Raw genomic sequence first — 17,436 nt, 5'->3', positions numbered from 1 at the left:
TTTATTTACGCCATTTCGCGTTCAAAAATTTCCTGCACCATAGCCACTTCCCTGGCATAGATTGATTTTTTGCGAGTGCCAAAATACAGCGTGTTTTCTATAATATTATAACCTTCCCAAAGCAGTTTAATGTTACCCAGGTCGCGCTCGGTTTTTGACAGGAAATCGGGGATTACGGCAATACCTTTCCCACCGCTAAGGCAGCGGATAATGGAACCCATGTTGGGCACTATAAAATTGGGTTTAAAATCGGGGCGTTTACCAAAATTGGTGTGCCAGAAACGCCGCAGGTGCTCCATGTCGCCCGATGAGCCGTACCAGCGTTGGGCCTTTAGCCAATCCTGTATTTTGGGCAAATCTTTTGTTTTGAGCAGCTTATTAAATTCATCTACATCGGTTTGCGGCCCCGCCAGTACTACAATACGCTCTTTAAAAAAAGGCTTATATTCCAAACCCTTATAATCACCCTTTTGCGGGGTAATGATCATATCAAGAATACCGCTATCCAAATCGGCCAGCATTTGAGGATAATCGCCAAATTTAATGATCACGTTAAAAGGCAGTGTGGGCAGGTACGATTCCAGCGTGAACTGAAAAGTTTCAAAACACATGCCAATGCTGATGGTAGGCACATCCTTCTCGGTACTTTTATGAAAATGCCGCTCGGCCTCTTCCAATTTACAAATCGACTCCTGTATATAGTTATACAAAATCTTTGCCCGCTCTGTTGATACCATTTTGCGCGATGAGCGATCAAACAGCTTGTAACCCACGTAACTTTCAAGCGAGCTTAAATGCAGGCTTACCCCTGGCTGCGAAATAAACAGAGATTCGGCCGCGCCGGTTAACGAACCTGTTTCATATATCGCCTTAAACGTACGGAACCATTCTAAATTCACCATAATCAATCATTATAATTATAATACAAATGTATGATTTATGTTATTTTAATTATAGAAAATAGTGCCGTAATTTTGATGCCAGTTAACACGAGATAAAAAATGAAAAATATATTTGTTATAAATGGCGGGCAGATATTCGCCCATTCCGGCGGCCTGTTCAATAAAACATTGCTGGATACAACCGTAAAATACTTTGAGGAAAACCCTGATTTTGAAGTGCGGTCGACCGATATCAACAACGCTTATGACCCCGCACAGGAGGCCGAAAACTACAAATGGGCCGACGTAATTATTTACCATACACCGGTTTGGTGGTTTCAGCTACCTCATGGTTTTAAAAAGTATATTGATGAGGTTTTTACAGCGGGCTACCAAAATGGCATATACCGCAGCGACGGCCGCACGGCCGAGAACCCCGGCATTAACTATGGTACCGGCGGCTTAATGCATGGCAAAAAATACCTGCTAACCACTTCATGGAACGCGCCGGTAACAGCTTTTACCCTACCCGGCGAATTTTTTAATGAGCACAGCGTTGATGAAGGCCCTTTGTTTGGCTTTCACCGCATGAATGCCTTTACAGGTATGGAACCATTGGAAAGTATTCATTTTTATGATGTGATGAAAAACGCTAACATTGCAGCCAACCTGCAACATTACCAGGAGCATTTAAACAAGCTATTTATCAAAAACCACAACAACCATGAAAGTATACTTAACAGCCTTAGTGAAGTGTAAACCAGGTAATACCGACGAGCTAAAAGGTTACCTTGAGCAGTTGGTAGCAGCATCGATCAAAGAGGAGGCCTGCCTGCAGTATGAGCTGTACCAATCAACCGATAATGATACCCAGTTTATTTTCCACGAAACCTGGGCCAGCCAGGAAGGCTTGGATGTGCACAACCAGCAACCGCACATCAAAAAATTTGTAGCGCAAGCCAGCCCGATACTTGATGGTGGAGTTACCATTTATAAAACAGACAGGGTAGCCTAAGCAGCCGCATTGTATAAATAAAAGCCTGGCTTTGCTCCGGGCTTTTGCATTTTCCAGGACTGTGCCGATATATTGAATTGACGCGATTTGAGTCACTTTCGTTTAATGCCGCTGTAAACAGCAGAAACAATTTGATACTAAACTACATGCAAGTAACTTGTAGGTTAGTTAATTAGCCGGATGACAATTTGGTATTGTCGCTTAAATTAACAAACTTAGTGTTTAAACTTTACGCTAACACATTATGAAAATTGCTGTATTAATTGCCCGCATATTGTTGGGCCTGGTATTCGTAGTATTTGGTCTTAATTTCTTTTTCCACTTTATCCCCATGGCGCAGCCGGCTATGAGCGATAAAGCACAGGCCTTTAGCGGCGGATTGTTTGGCTCGGGCTACTTTTTCCAATACATGAAAGTTATTGAGATTGTTGGCGGCCTGTTTTTGCTCATTAACCGTTACACCGCCCTGTTTGTACTTGTACTTTTTCCTATTTCGTTAAATATCTTTCTTTTTCATACCCTGCTGGCACCTGCCGGTATGCCAATGGGTTTAGGGGTAGTTATTTTAAACCTGTTTTTAGGCATTGCTTACTTTAAATATTACAAAAGTATTTTTACGGCAAAACCAACGTTGTAAGGTTCTTTTTAAGCATAACAAAATGCCCCGGCCTTGGCCGGGGCATTTTTGTTATTTACCACACTTCCGTGTGCATTCGCCCGATGCTTTGCAGGCTTTGCCACAGGTATCCAAACAGTTTGGTTTGGTACATGCTTTAGCACACTTGTTGCATTGGTTCATTTTGGTATTGCAGCAAGGTGTATTGGCAAATGATATATTACAAATAGTAAAAAGCACCAACGTTGTGATGAAAAGAATTTTTTTCATGATTTTGAATGATTAATGTTTAATAAAAAAATACGTTCTGAAAAAGGCAGATGTTTTTATTAAACTTTTGGCGGGTTCCAGCAGGTGATGGAATAATCAGACAAATGGCCCATACGGTATGGCGTAACATTTTTAGCCCCAAAAGTGGCAGTAATTGGTGCAACAATAATCGGCTCTGTTTTTACAAAGCAGCACGTGCCGCATGATAACATGGTAGCGCACATACCGCCATCGCAGGCTTTTTTTGAACTGTGCCCGCAAGGGGCAGAAGCCATTTTGTGGCAGCAATCCTTTTTGGGCGTATTAGCAACAGCCATCACCCTTGCCGAAATAACGGAAAGTAGCAGCAAGCAAACTAACATCACAAAAGAAATTGCTTTCATTGGCTTTTTAAACGATTACTACCACAAAATATTATTACAACCTGATCTTTATCCCTCCATTTATAACAAAACCATCCAAGGGCGCATAAATATCCTTAAACACCGGGTTGGCAATACTGCCAGTATAAATGGAATCGAACTTGGTTTGCCGTGTATCGGTCAGGTTTTCAAAGTTAATAAATAGCGAAAAACGTTCCCATATCTTCTCGGCCATCAGCCCGGTTGTCCAGTAGCCCCTGCCGGCGCTGCCATCGTTTAAACGTTGCGGACTAAAATAATAAGCTTCCAAACCAATTTTTAACTTATTCTCCAGTTCATACACCAATACGTTATTTAGCCGGTGTTTGGATACCAACGGATATGTTGTAATGCTGCTGCCTGTATGCTGTGTTACATCTGCCAGCGTATACCCTATAAAAAGCTTAAAATCGGCATAAGTTAGCTTTACATTGGTTTCCAATCCCTTTGTGTTCAGGTCGCCGCGGGGTTGCTGGTATTGCAGGTTACCATCCGGCAGCGAGGCAAGCAGGATGGGTTTCTCTATCCGGGTATAAAAAAACAATTGATTGATGCTAAAGCTCACCTTATCGTCAAATAAACCGGTACGGTAATTAAGGTCATAGCTGGCGCCGTATGACCGCTCGGCTGTGGTGTTTTTAACATCAATAGGCAACACGTTCCTAAACTGAATGCGTTCGGCGTCCTCGGTAAATACCGTAGGCGCTTTATAACCAAGCCCGCCTCCTAAACGCGTCGAAAAATGGGAGTTGATCTTCAGCAAAGCCGATATACGGGGCAGGATAAAAAAGCCATACCTGTTGTGATAGTCGCCACGCAAGCCACTTTCAACCGTTAGCTTTTGGGTAGCATCCCAGGTGTTTTGTATAAAGCCGCCAATGGTATTGTAACTGTAGTCCCTGGGTGCGAAACTACTGTTCTTATCCTCGCTAAATTTTTCTGAAAGATAATTTAGCCCGGCAACCCAGTCAGACCTTTCGCTTTTACGCGAATAAGCGACCTCGCTATAGGTAGAAAACTGCAGGCCCGAAAAGCGATAGCCTGGCAGGTCAATAGCCCTGTCAAAATAGCTTACGCTGTTTTTAACCACCAGTTTTTCTTTATCGCTCAGGTTACGGTCAAGCTCCAGTTGGGTGCTGTACCTGCCCGTTTTGTTTTTTTCGAAATAACTATGCTGCGCATTGCCATCGCCTTCAATATAATGCAGGTCGCCCCCTATGCGGTTTTCAATAGTGCTGTTTATCCCTGTTATCAGCGTGGTTTTATCGTCAAGATAAAAAAACACTTTAGGGTTAAGCGTAAAACGGTTGTACTTAGGAATGGCCGTTAAATCTATATGGGCCGGGTCGTAAGCTGTGCCATGATTATAGGCCGCAAATATGGTGGCGCCCACCTTTTTAAACTTCTGCGAATAAAAACCGCTGGCATCCAAACCCAATGCCGATGTGCCGTTTAACAGGAAGTTGAGCTGCCTTTGATCTGTTGGTGTTTTAGATATTAAGTTAACCAAGCCCGCTATGGCACCACCACCGTACAGGGTTGACGATGACCCTTTGATAACCTCCACCTGTTTTAAATCGAGCGGGGCTATCTGCAGCAAACCCAAACCGCCCGAAAAGCCGGAGTACAGCGGGAATCCATCCCGTATAATTTGCGTGTACTTGCCATCGAGCCCCTGGATGCGGATACTGGAGTTATTGCTGGTAGCCGATGTTTGCTGTGTTTGTATGCCCGTGCTTTCGGCCAGCATCATACGGATATCGCCGGGCTTCATGTTGGCCTTTTCGTCCAGTTCTTCGCCCGATATCACCTCTACCCGGGTAGGAATATTGGCAATAGTACGGCTGCTTCGGGTGGATGAAACGGTAACCTCGCCCAGCTCCTCGCCATCGCCTTTTCCTTTAGGTTGCAACAATATGGTTATTGGTTCTGTTTGGGTAAACGGGAAAGTTAAGGTATCCAGCCGGCTTTCATATCCTATATAACTAAAGCGGATAACCTGTTTACCGGTGGGTATATTGGTTAATATTATAAGGCCTGCGGCATCGGCAGTAGCCCCTTTATTAATTCCCTGTAGTAATGCTGTTGCACCAATAAGGGTTTCGTTAGTTTTGGCGTCTTTAATAATTGCTTTAAACGTATCCTGGGCATACGCCGTAGCGGTATATGAAAGTGCTGTAAAAAGCACTATGATTTTTTTCATAAATATAATTAGTTATGTAGAGGCTAAAAGCAGAATGCACAAAGCTTAAAGCTAATAGACTCTATTGTAATTCAAAATGGCCAGCTGCATAGCTGTAATTTGGATTGTACTAACTTATCTGGGGTGGTTGCCAAATGGAAAGGGCAACATCTTCGGGGTATGGGCGATGATAAGCAATAACATGCTTAACATGCGTTTCGGGCAATAAAAACGGACTGTGATTAACCGCTTTGGCAACAATAAACCCGGTACACGCGCCACACGCAAAAAATGGCGAACAACCCTGGCAATCTTTTTCTTTGGATGACGATTTGGCCGGGGTGTTTTTGGTGATAGTGTTTTTAATGCCACAATCATTATCGGCACAACAAGGCTTTGCTGTAAGCAGCAGCACAATAATAGCCGATAGATAACAAAGGAATTTCACAGGGGCAAAGGTATAAGATTTAACGATAAGTGAAAGCTATGTAAGCAGGATGAATTTATTATAGGTGAGTAATAATTCCAATTATGGCATTCCCTGCGGGCCGCGCTCGCGCACATGGCCTTAGGCGCTGGGCCGGTATCCGCTGCTATCGCTAATACTTTTGTCTGAACCGGAATTAAACGAATTTTTAGAATTTCTCGAATTTGCTTTTAAATTCTGTTAATTCTCTAATTCGTTTAATTCCGGTTCAGACAAAAAAATGTTAATTCTTTAATTCGATAAATTCCGGTTCAGATAAGAGAATCCTGTTATTTATGAGTATCTTTTGGCCTTTATCGCGCTTTTCACCGCGATACTGTTGGCCCCCATGGAGTTTATGAAGCAACGCACTTGTATTAAGGAGATAGCAGAAGCTGCCAACCGCAGTTTCGAGTGGGAAGTGCACAATTTTTTGCGCACATGGGTGCATAACCACGAGGATAAAACGCTGCTCCAGTTTGATCAGCCATTAGACGACTATTTAGCAAATGACGCGCTGCGCGATTTATTTTTGAATACGCGGCACCCTATACAGCAATTATTAACCAACCGGTCAATAGCCTGCCACCTGGGTCGGCGTGCACGGGCTGTTTATTTTGATCCGATAACCGGCGACCCCTTATTGGCGCCCACTGAACAGCGTATTTATAACCTTGCCCGCAGGATGGACAGCGAACGCATGCATGTGCCTTTCCGCTCGGTTCATCCCAACAAGCAAACCGAGGCTGGCGATACCGCGGATATCAGCACCTATCCCGAAGGATCGGAAGAAATCCGGTATAACAGTGGCAATCATTTTAGCAGCCGCCCGGCAAACGGAAACGTATTTGATGAGCATAGCAGGCACTGCACGGCAAAGTCGGCAGGCAATTTGCACGTGCTTTTTAAGCGTGGATTTTTGGAAGACCGTTTATATGATGTAAAAGAGCTTACAGCCCAAATGCATGAAGCAGGAGAGACCCAACTCCAGTTTTTTGTCATCTACAGCAGACATTCGCCCGAAGAGGGACATTTTGGAACATCGCTGGTGATCATGGATCCTGCGAATCCCGATTTCCCCCGCCGTGTAATGGTTTGCGATACCCTGCTTAAAGACCTGCCCCATCACCCGCGCTGGTGGAACCATTTTATTGCCGAATACTCGCATGTATTTGGCGACGCGATAGCCGAGATAATAGAAGACCTTTCGCACCCCTTACAAAAAGTAAACATTAAAGGCGATAACCCCTACCGCCACGATTGGGACTGCCCCTACTACGCCACCAGCATGGCCGATGCGCTTGCCGACCTGGTGAAAACCAACCCGGAGCTCCTGCTAAACGGCATTGCAGCTGATGTACACGATGCTATGAAAACCATAATGCAGGATTACTACCAACCCGACAATGAAATTAAAACCAGGCTGGATATTCAACAAACCAATCGCTTAAAACGCTGGAAAAGCGGACGGGAGTTGATTAAAGAATTGGTAAGTGAGGTGAGCAGGAAATCGTCATATGAGTTGTAGATGGCAAGTTAATAAAGCCGGCGAACTGTTAACCGTATCGGCTTGATTAGGAATTATCAACTGACATCTTTTTCAATCTATATAGCATTTCATTACTGATCCCTTCATCCGAAGAGTTGGAATATTTTTCGATTATATCAAATGATTCTTTGGTGCCGATGCTGTATAAAGCCCAACTAAACCATTTTGCTATTGCCCCGTTTTCTGATGCTGTATATTTCAAGAAATCAAAATTTGTTGCCAGTACTTTTTCAATATAGGCAATACTTTTTGGACTTTTTAACTCCTGTATAAACTTCGTTATTGCCTGATGATGGAAATGATACGGATATACAAGTAACCTATTCAATATATCGACAAACTCAGTAGTAACATCCGATAAATAAAGAAGAGTGATGGCATGTTCCATATAAGTTGAATCCTTTGATTTCATTGCACCCTCCAGTTCGGTAATTACGTATTGCTTGTCTGTAAGTAAATCAATTGAGTAGTTTGCCAAAAGCTTTTCTCGTGAAATTTTCTGTTGTGAATATGCTTCAATTAAAACTTTGTCGTTGGGTGTCATAGGAAACTTGGTTGGCAGGTTCAGATAAATTTAAAATCTTTTTCACTTAAGGTCAGCACAAATAACGGCAATACGAGGCAAAAGAATAATTTTATTGCGCGGCCTTATCAACACAATTAAATGAAAACAAATACGCCAAAAACGTTCATATATTATGAAGATCTTACAAACTGGGAGATAATTGATCCCACTATCTATTTGTACTGACGATTGGAAGGTAATCTGTGGCTATTGCTACCAAGGAATAAAAACTCACCATCGAATTGTTTATTGTTGCACACAATATGCCAGTTTGCGATATAACTATCCATGCATTTTTTATTTTTCCTGCAACGATTGGCCGAAGTACTGCTGAACAGTACTGTAAATTACATCATCGCTTCCTGCAATCCAGCTAACTCCCACGGTTAAATTGCTGCTTCCATCCACCATTTCAAATGACAGGTATCTGCCTTTGTTAAAATACCATGATATCTCAACCACGTCTTTCCAGTAAATGGTGCGGTCGGTTAAATAAAATACCAACTTTTCGGCATCAACTTCGAGTATGGGATAATTCCTGATGGCGGGAATGAGGCGGTATTTTATACTATAAATAATTGCCCATATTGAACATGCAACAGGAAGAGCAAGAAATAACCGAAATTTTATGTCCTGAATAAGAATGCCCAAAATAAGTGACAAAATTGTAAAGCTGCCAAAAAACGTTATACCCAGTATAGGCCGCACTTTTGTGTAGGTAAAGGTTGTTGTTTCCATAATGCTTCAAAACCAAATGTAACCAATTTCGCTGTTGTTGAGAAAGCCTCATCGGTTCAGCACAGATATGTGCCGTTCCTACGCAACTCCAGTCGCGTTGTCCCGGGTCAACAGGTTAAAACCCGTTGCTAATATATGGGCCATCCGCTATGCAGGACTCAAAATCCAAAAATCTGATAAATCTGCTTAAAATCCCGGTTCAGACAATTTTTGCGTTAAGGATCGGCGCGGATACCGGCCAAGGTGGTTAAGGCCTGTGCAGTATGAGCATAGAGCCTGGCCGCAGGCAACGCCCTCTTAATAGCAAGTAGTAAGTATCAAGTTTTTTGATCATAAATACTCATGCGTAATTGCGAGTTGCCTATCAGGTAAAATCTGAAAAAAATCGTTATGATGTGCTACGGATATAGTTAAACGAATGTACTAAACTACCGTCATTGAGGTACGAAGCAATCTCCCACTTGCAAATCCCTGCACAGTCGCCGATTGCTTTGTTGCTCGCAATGGCATAGTTTTATAGGTCTACAAAAAAGCCACCAGCTCATCATCGGCTTCATTATATTAATTCGTTTTGCCTGCATCCTGCATTGGATTCCCACCCGATGTGGTGCCTCTCAGTAAAACATGTTGTTTAAAAAGCTCAAACTTCGGTGAGGCGTATCCGCGGGGCCCCTGTTGTTGGCTTCATCAACGTCGGCGGGGTACATAGTCGGCTACCTCGTTTATGTACTCGATGATTACTTCTTCAACAAAAGTATCTTCCCAATTAAACAAAACGCCAACTGCTTTGGCCCCTGCTGCTTTATAATGTACATCTAATGCTAAAATCATGGTTTCATACCTTAGGCTCCGAGCCCCAATCTCCCCCAAAAATACAAACTACTTTGTATTGCGCGCCCCCTCGCTGCGCCGTAAAATTGTACTAACAAACAACCAAAACCACCATGATAAAAATATACTTATTTAGCCCTTAACCGCACAGGTGAATTGCTTACACACCCGCTCCCTACACCCCTTTTTTAAAACCCCATTAACCTAAAAAAATGGAATACCTGATAGCCACAATTGTAATTATGCTGTTTTGTATAACAGCGCTTGCGCAGGAAAAATCTTCCGAAAGCGCAATGATAATATCAAGGGATAAGCCCAAGCCCCTAAAAACAAGCAAGGCGTATGCAAAGCAAATGGCAAAACATATTTGCGCCCTGCCCTTTACAAATTTGCCTGAGTTTACCGGCATGCTTTGTTTGGATGCAGTCCCGATAAACGGGGGCCGGGCGGTAAGCCTGTATTTGCCTGCCCGGCATGGCCATGTAACGATGCTGCAATCGCCGTGGGCATACCGTTATCAGCAGCCATCCGCCGTTAGTAACTCAACAGAAACAGGAGGATATATGGCCACATTGCTACAGTTTAAGCCCGCTGAATTTATTTGGCAAAGAATATTGTTTTGTCATAAAAAAATTACAACTTAGTTAAAGCATAACCAGCCTGTTGCCAATCAGCAGGTGCTATAATTATCAACCTACTTATTACTTAACCTAATTTTCATCACCATGATTTGTAAATCACGGCTGCCATTCCTGTATTGTGCGGTAATAGCGCTTTGCCTGTTAGCTCAATCAGCATTTAGCCAAAACTCATTCGAAAAAGAATTAAAGCAACAAATCGATTCGTTTTTAGCAGTGAAACCCAATGTGGTTGTCACGGAGGAAGTGCCCCAGGTGGGCCAGCGCGAACTTTACCCCAGCGATGCACCGTCGGCCCTTTTAACGCCAACCGGCTTTGGCGGTTACGGGATGTATATTTTTGGCGGCCTGGGCGGTGCGTACCCCGAAGTGTACAGAAACAATAAAGCCGATTTAATTGCCTCGCTGGGCGCTTGCGTAGGTGACCCGGTTGAAGCGGTAAATTTTGCAGCCAGCTTAAACATGACCGATGTACACAGGCTCCAGAATTTTTCGGCAAATTTTATCCTGAGCCGTAAACTGTTTACCGGTACAAGTATAGCGGCGGGGGCGCTTCAGGTATTTGCAGCCGATAAATATTCGGATTCGCCGGGAGCAACCTTTTTTATGGCGATAAGCCATGCGGTACAAACGGTGCCGTCGTTAACGCCTGGCAGTTCGAGGCTTAGCTATACCATTGGCCTGGGTAGTGGCCGGTTTTATGAAAAAAGCCCCAAAGATATTGCTGCCGGCAAAGGCAAGCACGGCACAGCTGTGTTTGGAAGCGTATCATTTGAAGTAGTGCGCCATTTAACTTTCAACGCCGAGTGGACGGGTATGAACTTAGGCCTATCGGCTGGTATACGTCCATTTAAAACGCCAATTAGCCTGGGCATTGGTGTGGCCAACTTAACAAAATACTCATCAGATAGGGCCAATATGGTTTTTTCGATTGGACTACCACTTTCACTTACCCGATTAATGACCAAATAATTTACATTATGAAAAAGATAATCATCACATCAATGTTTGCCATGGCAACATTACTGGCAGGTGTAAAGCATGCCAAAGCGCAAAGCAACCGCTCGGATTGGAACGTACCACCGCCGATACCGCCGGTACCGCCCATAAAAACGCCGCCACCAATACCAACGCCGCCGCCAATACCGACGCCGCCACCAATACCAACGCCGCCGCCGATACCAACGCCGCCGCCGATAACGCAACCGCCGCCGATAACGCCGCCACCGCCAATAACGCCGCCGCCGCCGATAACACCGCCGCCACCAATAACGCCGCCACCGCCGATTACGCCGCCGCCGCCAATAACGCCGCCGCCGCCGATACCGCAGGTGCCGCCGATAGTACCGCCGCCGCCGATACCAACGCCGCCGCCGATAAAAATGCCGCCGCCAATACCTGGCTTAAAACCGTTGCATTAATGGTAAATGTGGGGTAGTTCACGGTTGTTTGTTCATGGTTCATAGCCTTTTTTTAAATTCTACAGAACAGGTTTAGGGCAATTTTTCGCGCTATGAACCATGAACGATGATTTAAATAAGCCACGGACAAAACTATGAACCATGACTTATGGACCATGAACAAGCCATAAACAAAATCAAATTACGGCCTCAATCATAAAAAAGATAAAATGAGAACACATATAAAAAAACTAAAAGCCATTTTAACGCTATCGCTTGCGGTGGTAGCCGGAATATGCTTTGCACAAACGGCACCCCGCAAGCTTGATATGAAAAAAGCGACGGAACTGCCGGCAAGCGCCCTGTTAAATGCTACAGTGATTACACCTTTAATACTGCCTGCGGCAGTTGCTGATGAGCACCGGCAGCTTGCGTTTAAAAAAGGCGATGGGTATCAAAAAACTACCCTGGTAAACTCAAACACCGTTTTGCAGCGGTATGATCAAAAGTTTAGTATCAGCAGCAACTCATCGGTGACAAAAAACTACAATGTTACCGATGCCACAAAGTCGGGTTTCGCGGTTGCGGTTACTACCAAACGCATTGCCGATACGTTGTTTGCTATGGGCAAATCGATGGCCTATAACTCCGATCTGCCATCAGATACCAGTTCGTATATCCAAAAACGGCTTACCGCTATGGTTGGGCAAACGGCTAATGTTACCCTGGGCACCCGCGACACTATTTTTGATATCAAAGGTGGCGGTAACCAGGCCTTTAATGATACGCTATTTGCATTTACAGGTTTACAAAATGATCAGTTGGTTAAAGGCAGCTCTTTAGGGTTAACCGTAGATTACGCAGCGTTTCAAACCATGAAAAAAGGTTACACCTGGGTGGATACCACCACCGCCGGCGCTGGTAATAGTGTAAAAAATACGTTCTGGATAGAATCGAAAACAGATAAAACCACTACTATCGCCTTTGAAAGCGCACAGCGCCAAACTTATTCAAATAGCAATACCAACGGTGTTTATGTGATTGACAATGCTACCGGCGTTGTTTTGGTACGCCAGATGCGAAGTGTTACCATCGGTTACCAAATATTAAACAACGTAGTATACGCAGCTTCCAGAAGCACAGCCTTTACCGAAAGTTGTTATAAAATACAATAATCCCCCCAGCCCCCTGAAGGGGGTGTTTTTGATTTGCAGGGATGCATGTCGGGGAAGGAAAATAATAACGAAACAGCCCGGTTATCGATGGTGATAGCAGGGCTGTTTTTATGATTAGCCGACGATGAAACGGTGTGCCGGGTTCATTGATTGTCGACAGTTGGATGGGTGCTTTTTAAAGTTGCAAAAAATGTATTTTTTGTAAGATTTTTGCATGTTTTTTTATTAATGGGTGCCAATTTAATGCTCAAAATTTACTGTTTTTTACCCTATTTTGGCATGGAAATGGCCTTTTAAGAAGTTTTCTTGATAATTAATGCAAAATTTTCTTCCGTTCCTTACTTGCCGGGTTTAGGTAACCGTTGTCGGCCAGCCAGTCGGCCAAACGTTGTGGCCAGGTACTGATGCTTTGTAATTTTGAGCGTTTGCCCATGTTGAAACCGTGGGCGCCCCGGGCATACAAATGCACTTCGATGGGCACCTTAGCATCGCGGTATTTTTGCATCAAACTTACCACCGGCACCGCGCAACATGGGTCGTCATTGGCTGCTAATAAAAAGGCTGGAGGGGCGTTGGCCGGTACCACGTCCGGTATGTATAAGGGGCCGGGGTAAATCTGTATGATAAACTTAGGGCCGGCGCTCTGCCTGTCAACTGGGTCGGGGGCATTAGGATCGCCTTTGCCATCGCCAAAAGCAACCATATCAACAACCTCGCCGCCTGCCGAAAAGCCCATCAGGCCTATCCTGTTGGTGTCCAGGCCATATTCGGCCGCCTTGCTGCGTACCAGGCGCATTGCCCGGTACCCATCCTGTTTGGCGTGCACATCAATTTTATATGGCGATAGGGTATCACGGCCTAAACGGTACTTTAGCACAAATACAGTAATACCCAGATCATTAAGATATTTTGCCGGTTCAATCCCCTCGGCGGTATAAACTAACAACCGGTGGCCGCCGCCAGGGCATATCACCACAGCCGTGCCATTGGCTTTACCTGCCGGCGGAGTAAAAACTGTAAGCGAGGGATTGTCAATGTTTTTTACCCAGTAATCCTTAGCCTGCTCGGGCTCATTTCGCCTGTTTTCAAAGCCGGGTGCACCATTTGGCCAAAGTGGTATAACGGTGGGTTTGTCTTGCGCAAACGCCCCAAACGATGTAATAAAAAGTGCCAGCGTTAGGTAAATGCTGGTTGCTGTGGTCTTGTTCATAGTCAATAGTTAAGGGTTCATAGTCGGAAAGTCATATTTCCAATTAAGCGTCTGTTCAGTAAACTTTTATCTAAAATAATGGTTATTATTGATAATGATAGCAGATAACTATTAACCATCAGCAATCGACTAAACAGCAAAAAAATCATGGCAAATTTCCAGGATATAATAGCTTCAGAAATTCCGGTATTGGTCGATTTTTCGGCCGAGTGGTGCGGCCCCTGTAAAATGATGCCTCCTATACTAAAGGATGTAAAACACGCCCTTGGCGATAAAGTAAAAATCATCAAAATTGATATTGATAAAAACCCGCAAGCGGCAAGCGCATACCGTGTACAAAGTGTACCAACGTTAATGATATTCCAAAAAGGACAAACCAAATGGCGCCAGGCGGGTGTTGTACAGGCAAGAGAGCTGCAGCGTACTGTGGAGATGTTTATATAAGCTTCAATCGGGCCCTCTCTAGAGGGGACGGGTACAAATAACAATTTGAAAAATAAATTTATAACTAACGCGCCAATCAAAAGTGCTCGCCTTTGGAGAGGATTTAGGTGAGGCCAACCAAATCAAATATGGCAACTATCGAAAGTATCCAGAACGCATATATTGATTATGTGCTAACCGAAGGCTCGGAGCCTAACTCGGTATATGTATTCGCCAAGCAAAATGAAATGACCGAGGCTGAGTTTTACCAGTTTTATGGCTCGTTTGAAGCCGTGGAGCAAGCTATTTGGGCAGGTTTTACAACTAAAACAATCGCCGAAATAAAAAGCCAGGAAGTTTGGGCACAATATTCTGCCCGCGAAAGGGCTTTATCTTACTTTTACGGTTTTTTTGAGCTGCTTAAGGGCGGCCGCAGCTTTGCAATATATTCCATCAAAAAACAGCCAAGAGGTTTTACTACGCCCCGCGTGTTTGAACCGATGAAAACTGCTTTCGAAAGCTTTGCCGAAGATATATTGAAGGAAGGCATAGAAACCACGGAACTTACCGACCGTAAATTTTTCAGCAAACGCTATAAAGATGCGCTTTGGGTACAATTTGTATTTGTACTCAACTTTTGGGTAAATGATAATTCTACGGGATTTGAGAAAACGGATGAGGCTATTGAAAAAGGCGTCAATGTAACGTTCGACCTTTTCCAACGCTCACCCATCGACAATTTATTTGAATACGGAAAATTCCTGGTGAAAAACGGCGGGATGTAAAGGAGTATGGACTTTAAAAATTATTATGACAGATAGCGAAACAGATTTTCCATCGGCCGGTGGAGAATATTCACAGGGAGCTTCGCCCGAACAAAATAGCATACCGACAACCAAAGTAGAACGCAGCGCCAAGTTTGTAAAAACTGGTTTTAAAATAGGCGGCAATTATATTAAGCATTATTCAAAAAAATTGTTTAAACCGGATATGGATAAATCTGAGCTGAACGAGGATAATGCAGCTGATATTTACCAATCATTAAGCGAGCTTAAAGGCAGCGCCCTTAAAGTAGCACAGATGCTTAGCATGGATAAAAACCTGCTGCCACAGGCATATGTAGATAAGTTCACACAATCGCAATACAATGCGCCGCCACTTTCGGGGCCGCTGATTGTGCAAACGTTCAGGAAATATTTTGGGAAAAATCCCGATCAGATCTACGATAAATTCAACATCCGGTCAAACAATGCCGCATCGATAGGGCAGGTTCACCAGGCCGAACTCAACGGTAAGAAACTGGCCGTAAAAATTCAGTATCCCGGTGTGGGCGAATCTATCTCGTCCGATCTGAAACTTATCAAACCATTTGCCTTCAGGATGCTGGGCATGAGCGAAAAGGAATTGAATGTGTACATGAGCGAGGTTGAAGAGCGCCTGCTGGAAGAAACCGACTACGAACTGGAAGTACGCCGCTCTATTGAATTTTCTACCGCATGCGCCAATTTGGATAATGTAGTATTCCCTACTTATTACCCGGAGTTGAGCAGCAAGCGTATTATTACTATGGATTGGTTGGAAGGTAAACACCTTAAAGAGTTTTTAGCCGCCAACCCATCGCAGGAATTGCGGAACCAGATAGGGCAGGCCCTTTGGGATTTTTACAATTTTCAGCAACACGAGATGCGCGCTGTGCACGCCGACCCGCATCCTGGCAACTTCCTGATAACTCCCGAAGGTAAATTGGGATGTATCGATTTTGGTTGTATTAAAGAGATGCCGGAGGATTTTTACTACCCTTTCTTCTCGCTTACTTCAACCAATCTGTTGGATAATAAGGAAGAAACTATTAAAGCCTTCCGTTTGCTGGATATGATCCGTAAAGATGATACCCCGGCGCAGGTTGAGTTTTTTTACGGCCAGTTTAAAGAAATGATAAGCCTGTTTGCCATGCCTTATATTGATGATCACTTCGATTTCAGCCAATCAGAGTTCTTCGACAAGCTTTTTGCTTTTGGCGAGCGCCTATCCAAAATGCCCGAGTTTAAACAGGCGCGGGGCGTTAAACACTTTATATATGTAAACCGCACCAACTTTGGCCTATACAATATATTGCATGAATTGAAGGCCGAAGTAAAGACAGATACATTTAAACCACACGTGGTTTTGGAATATTGACACTTACCCAGCCCTCTCTTTCTGGAGGGGGCTTTTGAATTTACATATCAAGTTTTATTAAGTGGTTTCATATTGGTGTGTTGATATATATTAACCGGAATAAGATTGACTGTTGTGCGGTATCTTATTTTTGATGGCCCTGTGCAGCAGGAGACCTACAATGTTGATTACGGCCACATGATTTTCCGAGAATAACACAAAAAAGGCTATGCGGCAAAGTTGTGGTGAATGATACTATTAATATATAGGTATACCATATAGTTAAGTTAGCCGCTGCATATCCCTCAATAATTCGCTAATAATAGGTACTCGCTTTATTTTTATTCTCTGATCRATAGCKAGTTAYMKTTTATTGTAAAGTAAATGTTAAAAACAGTTTGGATAAGTGTTAAAAGYRTSTACCTTTGCAGCCCGCAAATAAGGAAGCGGGATTGTTCTTAGAAAGGTTACTGAAGGKCTTTTTTGAAGCGGGGGTAGGTGAGAGAGAATAAAACGAAGGYTCAAAAAAACTTCAGATAAAATTTCGGAAAGCGAAAAAGTTTACTACTTTTGCACCCCGCCACGGAGGGAGAAAAGAGAGAGGGTTAGGCAGACAAAACGGAAGAGATTCTTTAGAGATCGAGAGATAAAAAAAAGAAAAAATAAGTTTTGGAAAAGTAAAAAGGTTTACTACCTTTGCAGACCCAAACGGAGGGTTGCTTTGAGGAGCAAAAGAAGTTAAAAAGCCGGAGCGATTCCGGTAATAAAAATGAAGAGTTAAGAAGGTAAAACTTCGACAACATATAGCGGATTCGGATGATGAAGCGAGAAAGTTCTTTTAAGAAATAGAAAATCATGTAGAGTAACACAGCGAGAAAGTTCTTTTAAGAAATAGAAAATCATGTAGAGTAACACGGAA

Annotated in this window: 20 protein-coding genes; 12 read left to right on the top strand and 8 right to left on the bottom strand. The window is 43.6% G+C overall.

Annotated elements, in window-relative coordinates:
* Positions 1–5: 5 nt before the first annotated feature.
* Entirely contained in the window at positions 6–902 is an 897-nt protein-coding gene (locus AC1DV1_RS14895; protein WP_477360498.1) for a LysR family transcriptional regulator, read from the bottom strand.
* Positions 903–1,001: 99 nt separating this feature from the next.
* Between AC1DV1_RS14895 and AC1DV1_RS14890 the strand changes: the two genes are divergently transcribed.
* The 4 genes from AC1DV1_RS14890 (at position 1,002) to AC1DV1_RS14875 (ending at position 2,798) form a co-directional block, all read left to right on the top strand.
* Positions 1,002–1,640 carry an NAD(P)H-dependent oxidoreductase gene (locus AC1DV1_RS14890; RefSeq protein WP_477360496.1) on the top strand — a complete coding sequence of 213 codons (639 nt, stop codon included), beginning with the start codon at positions 1,002–1,004 and terminating at the stop codon, positions 1,638–1,640.
* The gene (locus tag AC1DV1_RS14885; RefSeq protein WP_477360494.1) at positions 1,606–1,896 is read left to right on the top strand and encodes a putative quinol monooxygenase; all 291 of its coding nucleotides are present in this window, start codon (positions 1,606–1,608) and stop codon (positions 1,894–1,896) included. Before AC1DV1_RS14890 ends, AC1DV1_RS14885 begins: the two co-directional genes overlap by 35 nt.
* A gap of 244 nt (positions 1,897–2,140) precedes the next feature.
* Positions 2,141–2,533 (top strand): DoxX family membrane protein, encoded by a 393-nt coding sequence (locus AC1DV1_RS14880; RefSeq protein WP_477360492.1) that lies wholly within the window; start codon positions 2,141–2,143, stop codon positions 2,531–2,533.
* Positions 2,534–2,555: 22 nt separating this feature from the next.
* The gene (locus AC1DV1_RS14875; protein WP_477360490.1) at positions 2,556–2,798 is read left to right on the top strand and encodes a hypothetical protein; all 243 of its coding nucleotides are present in this window, start codon (positions 2,556–2,558) and stop codon (positions 2,796–2,798) included.
* A gap of 43 nt (positions 2,799–2,841) precedes the next feature.
* On the opposite strand, the gene AC1DV1_RS14870 is transcribed toward AC1DV1_RS14875, so the two are convergent.
* The 3 genes from AC1DV1_RS14870 to AC1DV1_RS14860 form a co-directional block, all read right to left on the bottom strand.
* The gene (locus AC1DV1_RS14870; RefSeq protein WP_477360488.1) at positions 2,842–3,165 is read right to left on the bottom strand and encodes a hypothetical protein; all 324 of its coding nucleotides are present in this window, start codon (positions 3,163–3,165) and stop codon (positions 2,842–2,844) included.
* Positions 3,166–3,199: 34 nt separating this feature from the next.
* Entirely contained in the window at positions 3,200–5,386 is a 2,187-nt protein-coding gene (locus AC1DV1_RS14865; RefSeq protein WP_477360486.1) for a TonB-dependent receptor, read from the bottom strand.
* Between the two features lie 109 nt (positions 5,387–5,495).
* Positions 5,496–5,813 (bottom strand): hypothetical protein, encoded by a 318-nt coding sequence (locus AC1DV1_RS14860; RefSeq protein ID WP_477360484.1) that lies wholly within the window; start codon positions 5,811–5,813, stop codon positions 5,496–5,498.
* A gap of 376 nt (positions 5,814–6,189) precedes the next feature.
* Here AC1DV1_RS14860 and AC1DV1_RS14855 point away from each other — a divergent pair, with 376 nt between their 5' ends.
* The gene (locus tag AC1DV1_RS14855) at positions 6,190–7,359 is read left to right on the top strand and encodes a hypothetical protein (RefSeq protein ID WP_477360482.1); all 1,170 of its coding nucleotides are present in this window, start codon (positions 6,190–6,192) and stop codon (positions 7,357–7,359) included.
* A 46-nt stretch (positions 7,360–7,405) separates the two neighbouring features.
* Here the strand turns inward: AC1DV1_RS14855 and AC1DV1_RS14850 are convergent, their stop codons facing one another.
* The 3 genes from AC1DV1_RS14850 to AC1DV1_RS14840 all read right to left on the bottom strand — a co-directional run bounded on the left by AC1DV1_RS14850 (position 7,406) and on the right by AC1DV1_RS14840 (position 9,514).
* Positions 7,406–7,924 (bottom strand): hypothetical protein, encoded by a 519-nt coding sequence (locus AC1DV1_RS14850; protein WP_477360480.1) that lies wholly within the window; start codon positions 7,922–7,924, stop codon positions 7,406–7,408.
* A gap of 318 nt (positions 7,925–8,242) precedes the next feature.
* On the bottom strand, positions 8,243–8,683 hold the full coding sequence (locus tag AC1DV1_RS14845) for a hypothetical protein (RefSeq protein WP_477360478.1): 441 nt from the start codon (positions 8,681–8,683) through the stop codon (positions 8,243–8,245).
* A 687-nt stretch (positions 8,684–9,370) separates the two neighbouring features.
* Complete coding sequence (locus tag AC1DV1_RS14840; protein WP_477360476.1) at positions 9,371–9,514, bottom strand: hypothetical protein; 144 nt, start codon at positions 9,512–9,514, stop codon at positions 9,371–9,373.
* Between the two features lie 212 nt (positions 9,515–9,726).
* On the opposite strand from AC1DV1_RS14840, the gene AC1DV1_RS14835 reads away from it, so the two are divergent.
* The 4 genes from AC1DV1_RS14835 (at position 9,727) to AC1DV1_RS14820 (ending at position 12,727) form a co-directional block, all read left to right on the top strand.
* Complete coding sequence (locus tag AC1DV1_RS14835; RefSeq protein ID WP_477360474.1) at positions 9,727–10,158, top strand: hypothetical protein; 432 nt, start codon at positions 9,727–9,729, stop codon at positions 10,156–10,158.
* An 81-nt stretch (positions 10,159–10,239) separates the two neighbouring features.
* Positions 10,240–11,124 (top strand): hypothetical protein, encoded by an 885-nt coding sequence (locus tag AC1DV1_RS14830; RefSeq protein ID WP_477360472.1) that lies wholly within the window; start codon positions 10,240–10,242, stop codon positions 11,122–11,124.
* A 97-nt stretch (positions 11,125–11,221) separates the two neighbouring features.
* Positions 11,222–11,590 (top strand): hypothetical protein, encoded by a 369-nt coding sequence (locus tag AC1DV1_RS14825; RefSeq protein ID WP_477360470.1) that lies wholly within the window; start codon positions 11,222–11,224, stop codon positions 11,588–11,590.
* A gap of 192 nt (positions 11,591–11,782) precedes the next feature.
* Entirely contained in the window at positions 11,783–12,727 is a 945-nt protein-coding gene (locus AC1DV1_RS14820; RefSeq protein ID WP_477360468.1) for a hypothetical protein, read from the top strand.
* Positions 12,728–13,040: 313 nt separating this feature from the next.
* Here the strand turns inward: AC1DV1_RS14820 and AC1DV1_RS14815 are convergent, their stop codons facing one another.
* On the bottom strand, positions 13,041–13,937 hold the full coding sequence (locus tag AC1DV1_RS14815; RefSeq protein ID WP_477360466.1) for an alpha/beta hydrolase: 897 nt from the start codon (positions 13,935–13,937) through the stop codon (positions 13,041–13,043).
* Between the two features lie 147 nt (positions 13,938–14,084).
* Between AC1DV1_RS14815 and trxA the strand changes: the two genes are divergently transcribed.
* The 3 genes from trxA (at position 14,085) to AC1DV1_RS14800 (ending at position 16,538) form a co-directional block, all read left to right on the top strand.
* The gene (gene trxA / locus AC1DV1_RS14810; protein WP_090652262.1) at positions 14,085–14,381 is read left to right on the top strand and encodes a thioredoxin; all 297 of its coding nucleotides are present in this window, start codon (positions 14,085–14,087) and stop codon (positions 14,379–14,381) included.
* A gap of 128 nt (positions 14,382–14,509) precedes the next feature.
* The gene (locus tag AC1DV1_RS14805) at positions 14,510–15,145 is read left to right on the top strand and encodes a TetR family transcriptional regulator C-terminal domain-containing protein (RefSeq protein ID WP_477360464.1); all 636 of its coding nucleotides are present in this window, start codon (positions 14,510–14,512) and stop codon (positions 15,143–15,145) included.
* Between the two features lie 25 nt (positions 15,146–15,170).
* Positions 15,171–16,538, top strand: a complete 1,368-nt coding sequence (locus AC1DV1_RS14800) for an ABC1 kinase family protein (RefSeq protein ID WP_477360462.1) — start codon at positions 15,171–15,173, stop codon at positions 16,536–16,538.
* The last annotated feature ends 898 nt before the right edge of the window (positions 16,539–17,436 follow it).

The sequence above is a fragment of the Mucilaginibacter sp. P4_D1 genome, assembly GCF_056401935.1.
The sequence above is the reverse complement of the archived record's forward strand: the minus strand, read 5'-3'. Positions and strand labels throughout refer to the sequence as shown.

Coding starts and splice junctions, on each gene's coding strand:
- AC1DV1_RS14895 (WP_477360498.1), bottom strand. CDS start 902: ATGGTGAATTTAGAATGGTTCCGTACGTTTAAGGCGATATATGAAACA.
- AC1DV1_RS14890 (WP_477360496.1), top strand. CDS start 1,002: ATGAAAAATATATTTGTTATAAATGGCGGGCAGATATTCGCCCATTCC.
- AC1DV1_RS14885 (WP_477360494.1), top strand. CDS start 1,606: ATGAAAGTATACTTAACAGCCTTAGTGAAGTGTAAACCAGGTAATACC.
- AC1DV1_RS14880 (WP_477360492.1), top strand. CDS start 2,141: ATGAAAATTGCTGTATTAATTGCCCGCATATTGTTGGGCCTGGTATTC.
- AC1DV1_RS14875 (WP_477360490.1), top strand. CDS start 2,556: ATGCCCCGGCCTTGGCCGGGGCATTTTTGTTATTTACCACACTTCCGT.
- AC1DV1_RS14870 (WP_477360488.1), bottom strand. CDS start 3,165: ATGAAAGCAATTTCTTTTGTGATGTTAGTTTGCTTGCTGCTACTTTCC.
- AC1DV1_RS14865 (WP_477360486.1), bottom strand. CDS start 5,386: ATGAAAAAAATCATAGTGCTTTTTACAGCACTTTCATATACCGCTACG.
- AC1DV1_RS14855 (WP_477360482.1), top strand. CDS start 6,190: ATGAAGCAACGCACTTGTATTAAGGAGATAGCAGAAGCTGCCAACCGC.
- AC1DV1_RS14850 (WP_477360480.1), bottom strand. CDS start 7,924: ATGACACCCAACGACAAAGTTTTAATTGAAGCATATTCACAACAGAAA.
- AC1DV1_RS14845 (WP_477360478.1), bottom strand. CDS start 8,683: ATGGAAACAACAACCTTTACCTACACAAAAGTGCGGCCTATACTGGGT.
- AC1DV1_RS14840 (WP_477360476.1), bottom strand. CDS start 9,514: ATGATTTTAGCATTAGATGTACATTATAAAGCAGCAGGGGCCAAAGCA.
- AC1DV1_RS14835 (WP_477360474.1), top strand. CDS start 9,727: ATGGAATACCTGATAGCCACAATTGTAATTATGCTGTTTTGTATAACA.
- AC1DV1_RS14830 (WP_477360472.1), top strand. CDS start 10,240: ATGATTTGTAAATCACGGCTGCCATTCCTGTATTGTGCGGTAATAGCG.
- AC1DV1_RS14820 (WP_477360468.1), top strand. CDS start 11,783: ATGAGAACACATATAAAAAAACTAAAAGCCATTTTAACGCTATCGCTT.
- AC1DV1_RS14815 (WP_477360466.1), bottom strand. CDS start 13,937: ATGAACAAGACCACAGCAACCAGCATTTACCTAACGCTGGCACTTTTT.
- trxA (WP_090652262.1), top strand. CDS start 14,085: ATGGCAAATTTCCAGGATATAATAGCTTCAGAAATTCCGGTATTGGTC.
- AC1DV1_RS14805 (WP_477360464.1), top strand. CDS start 14,510: ATGGCAACTATCGAAAGTATCCAGAACGCATATATTGATTATGTGCTA.
- AC1DV1_RS14800 (WP_477360462.1), top strand. CDS start 15,171: ATGACAGATAGCGAAACAGATTTTCCATCGGCCGGTGGAGAATATTCA.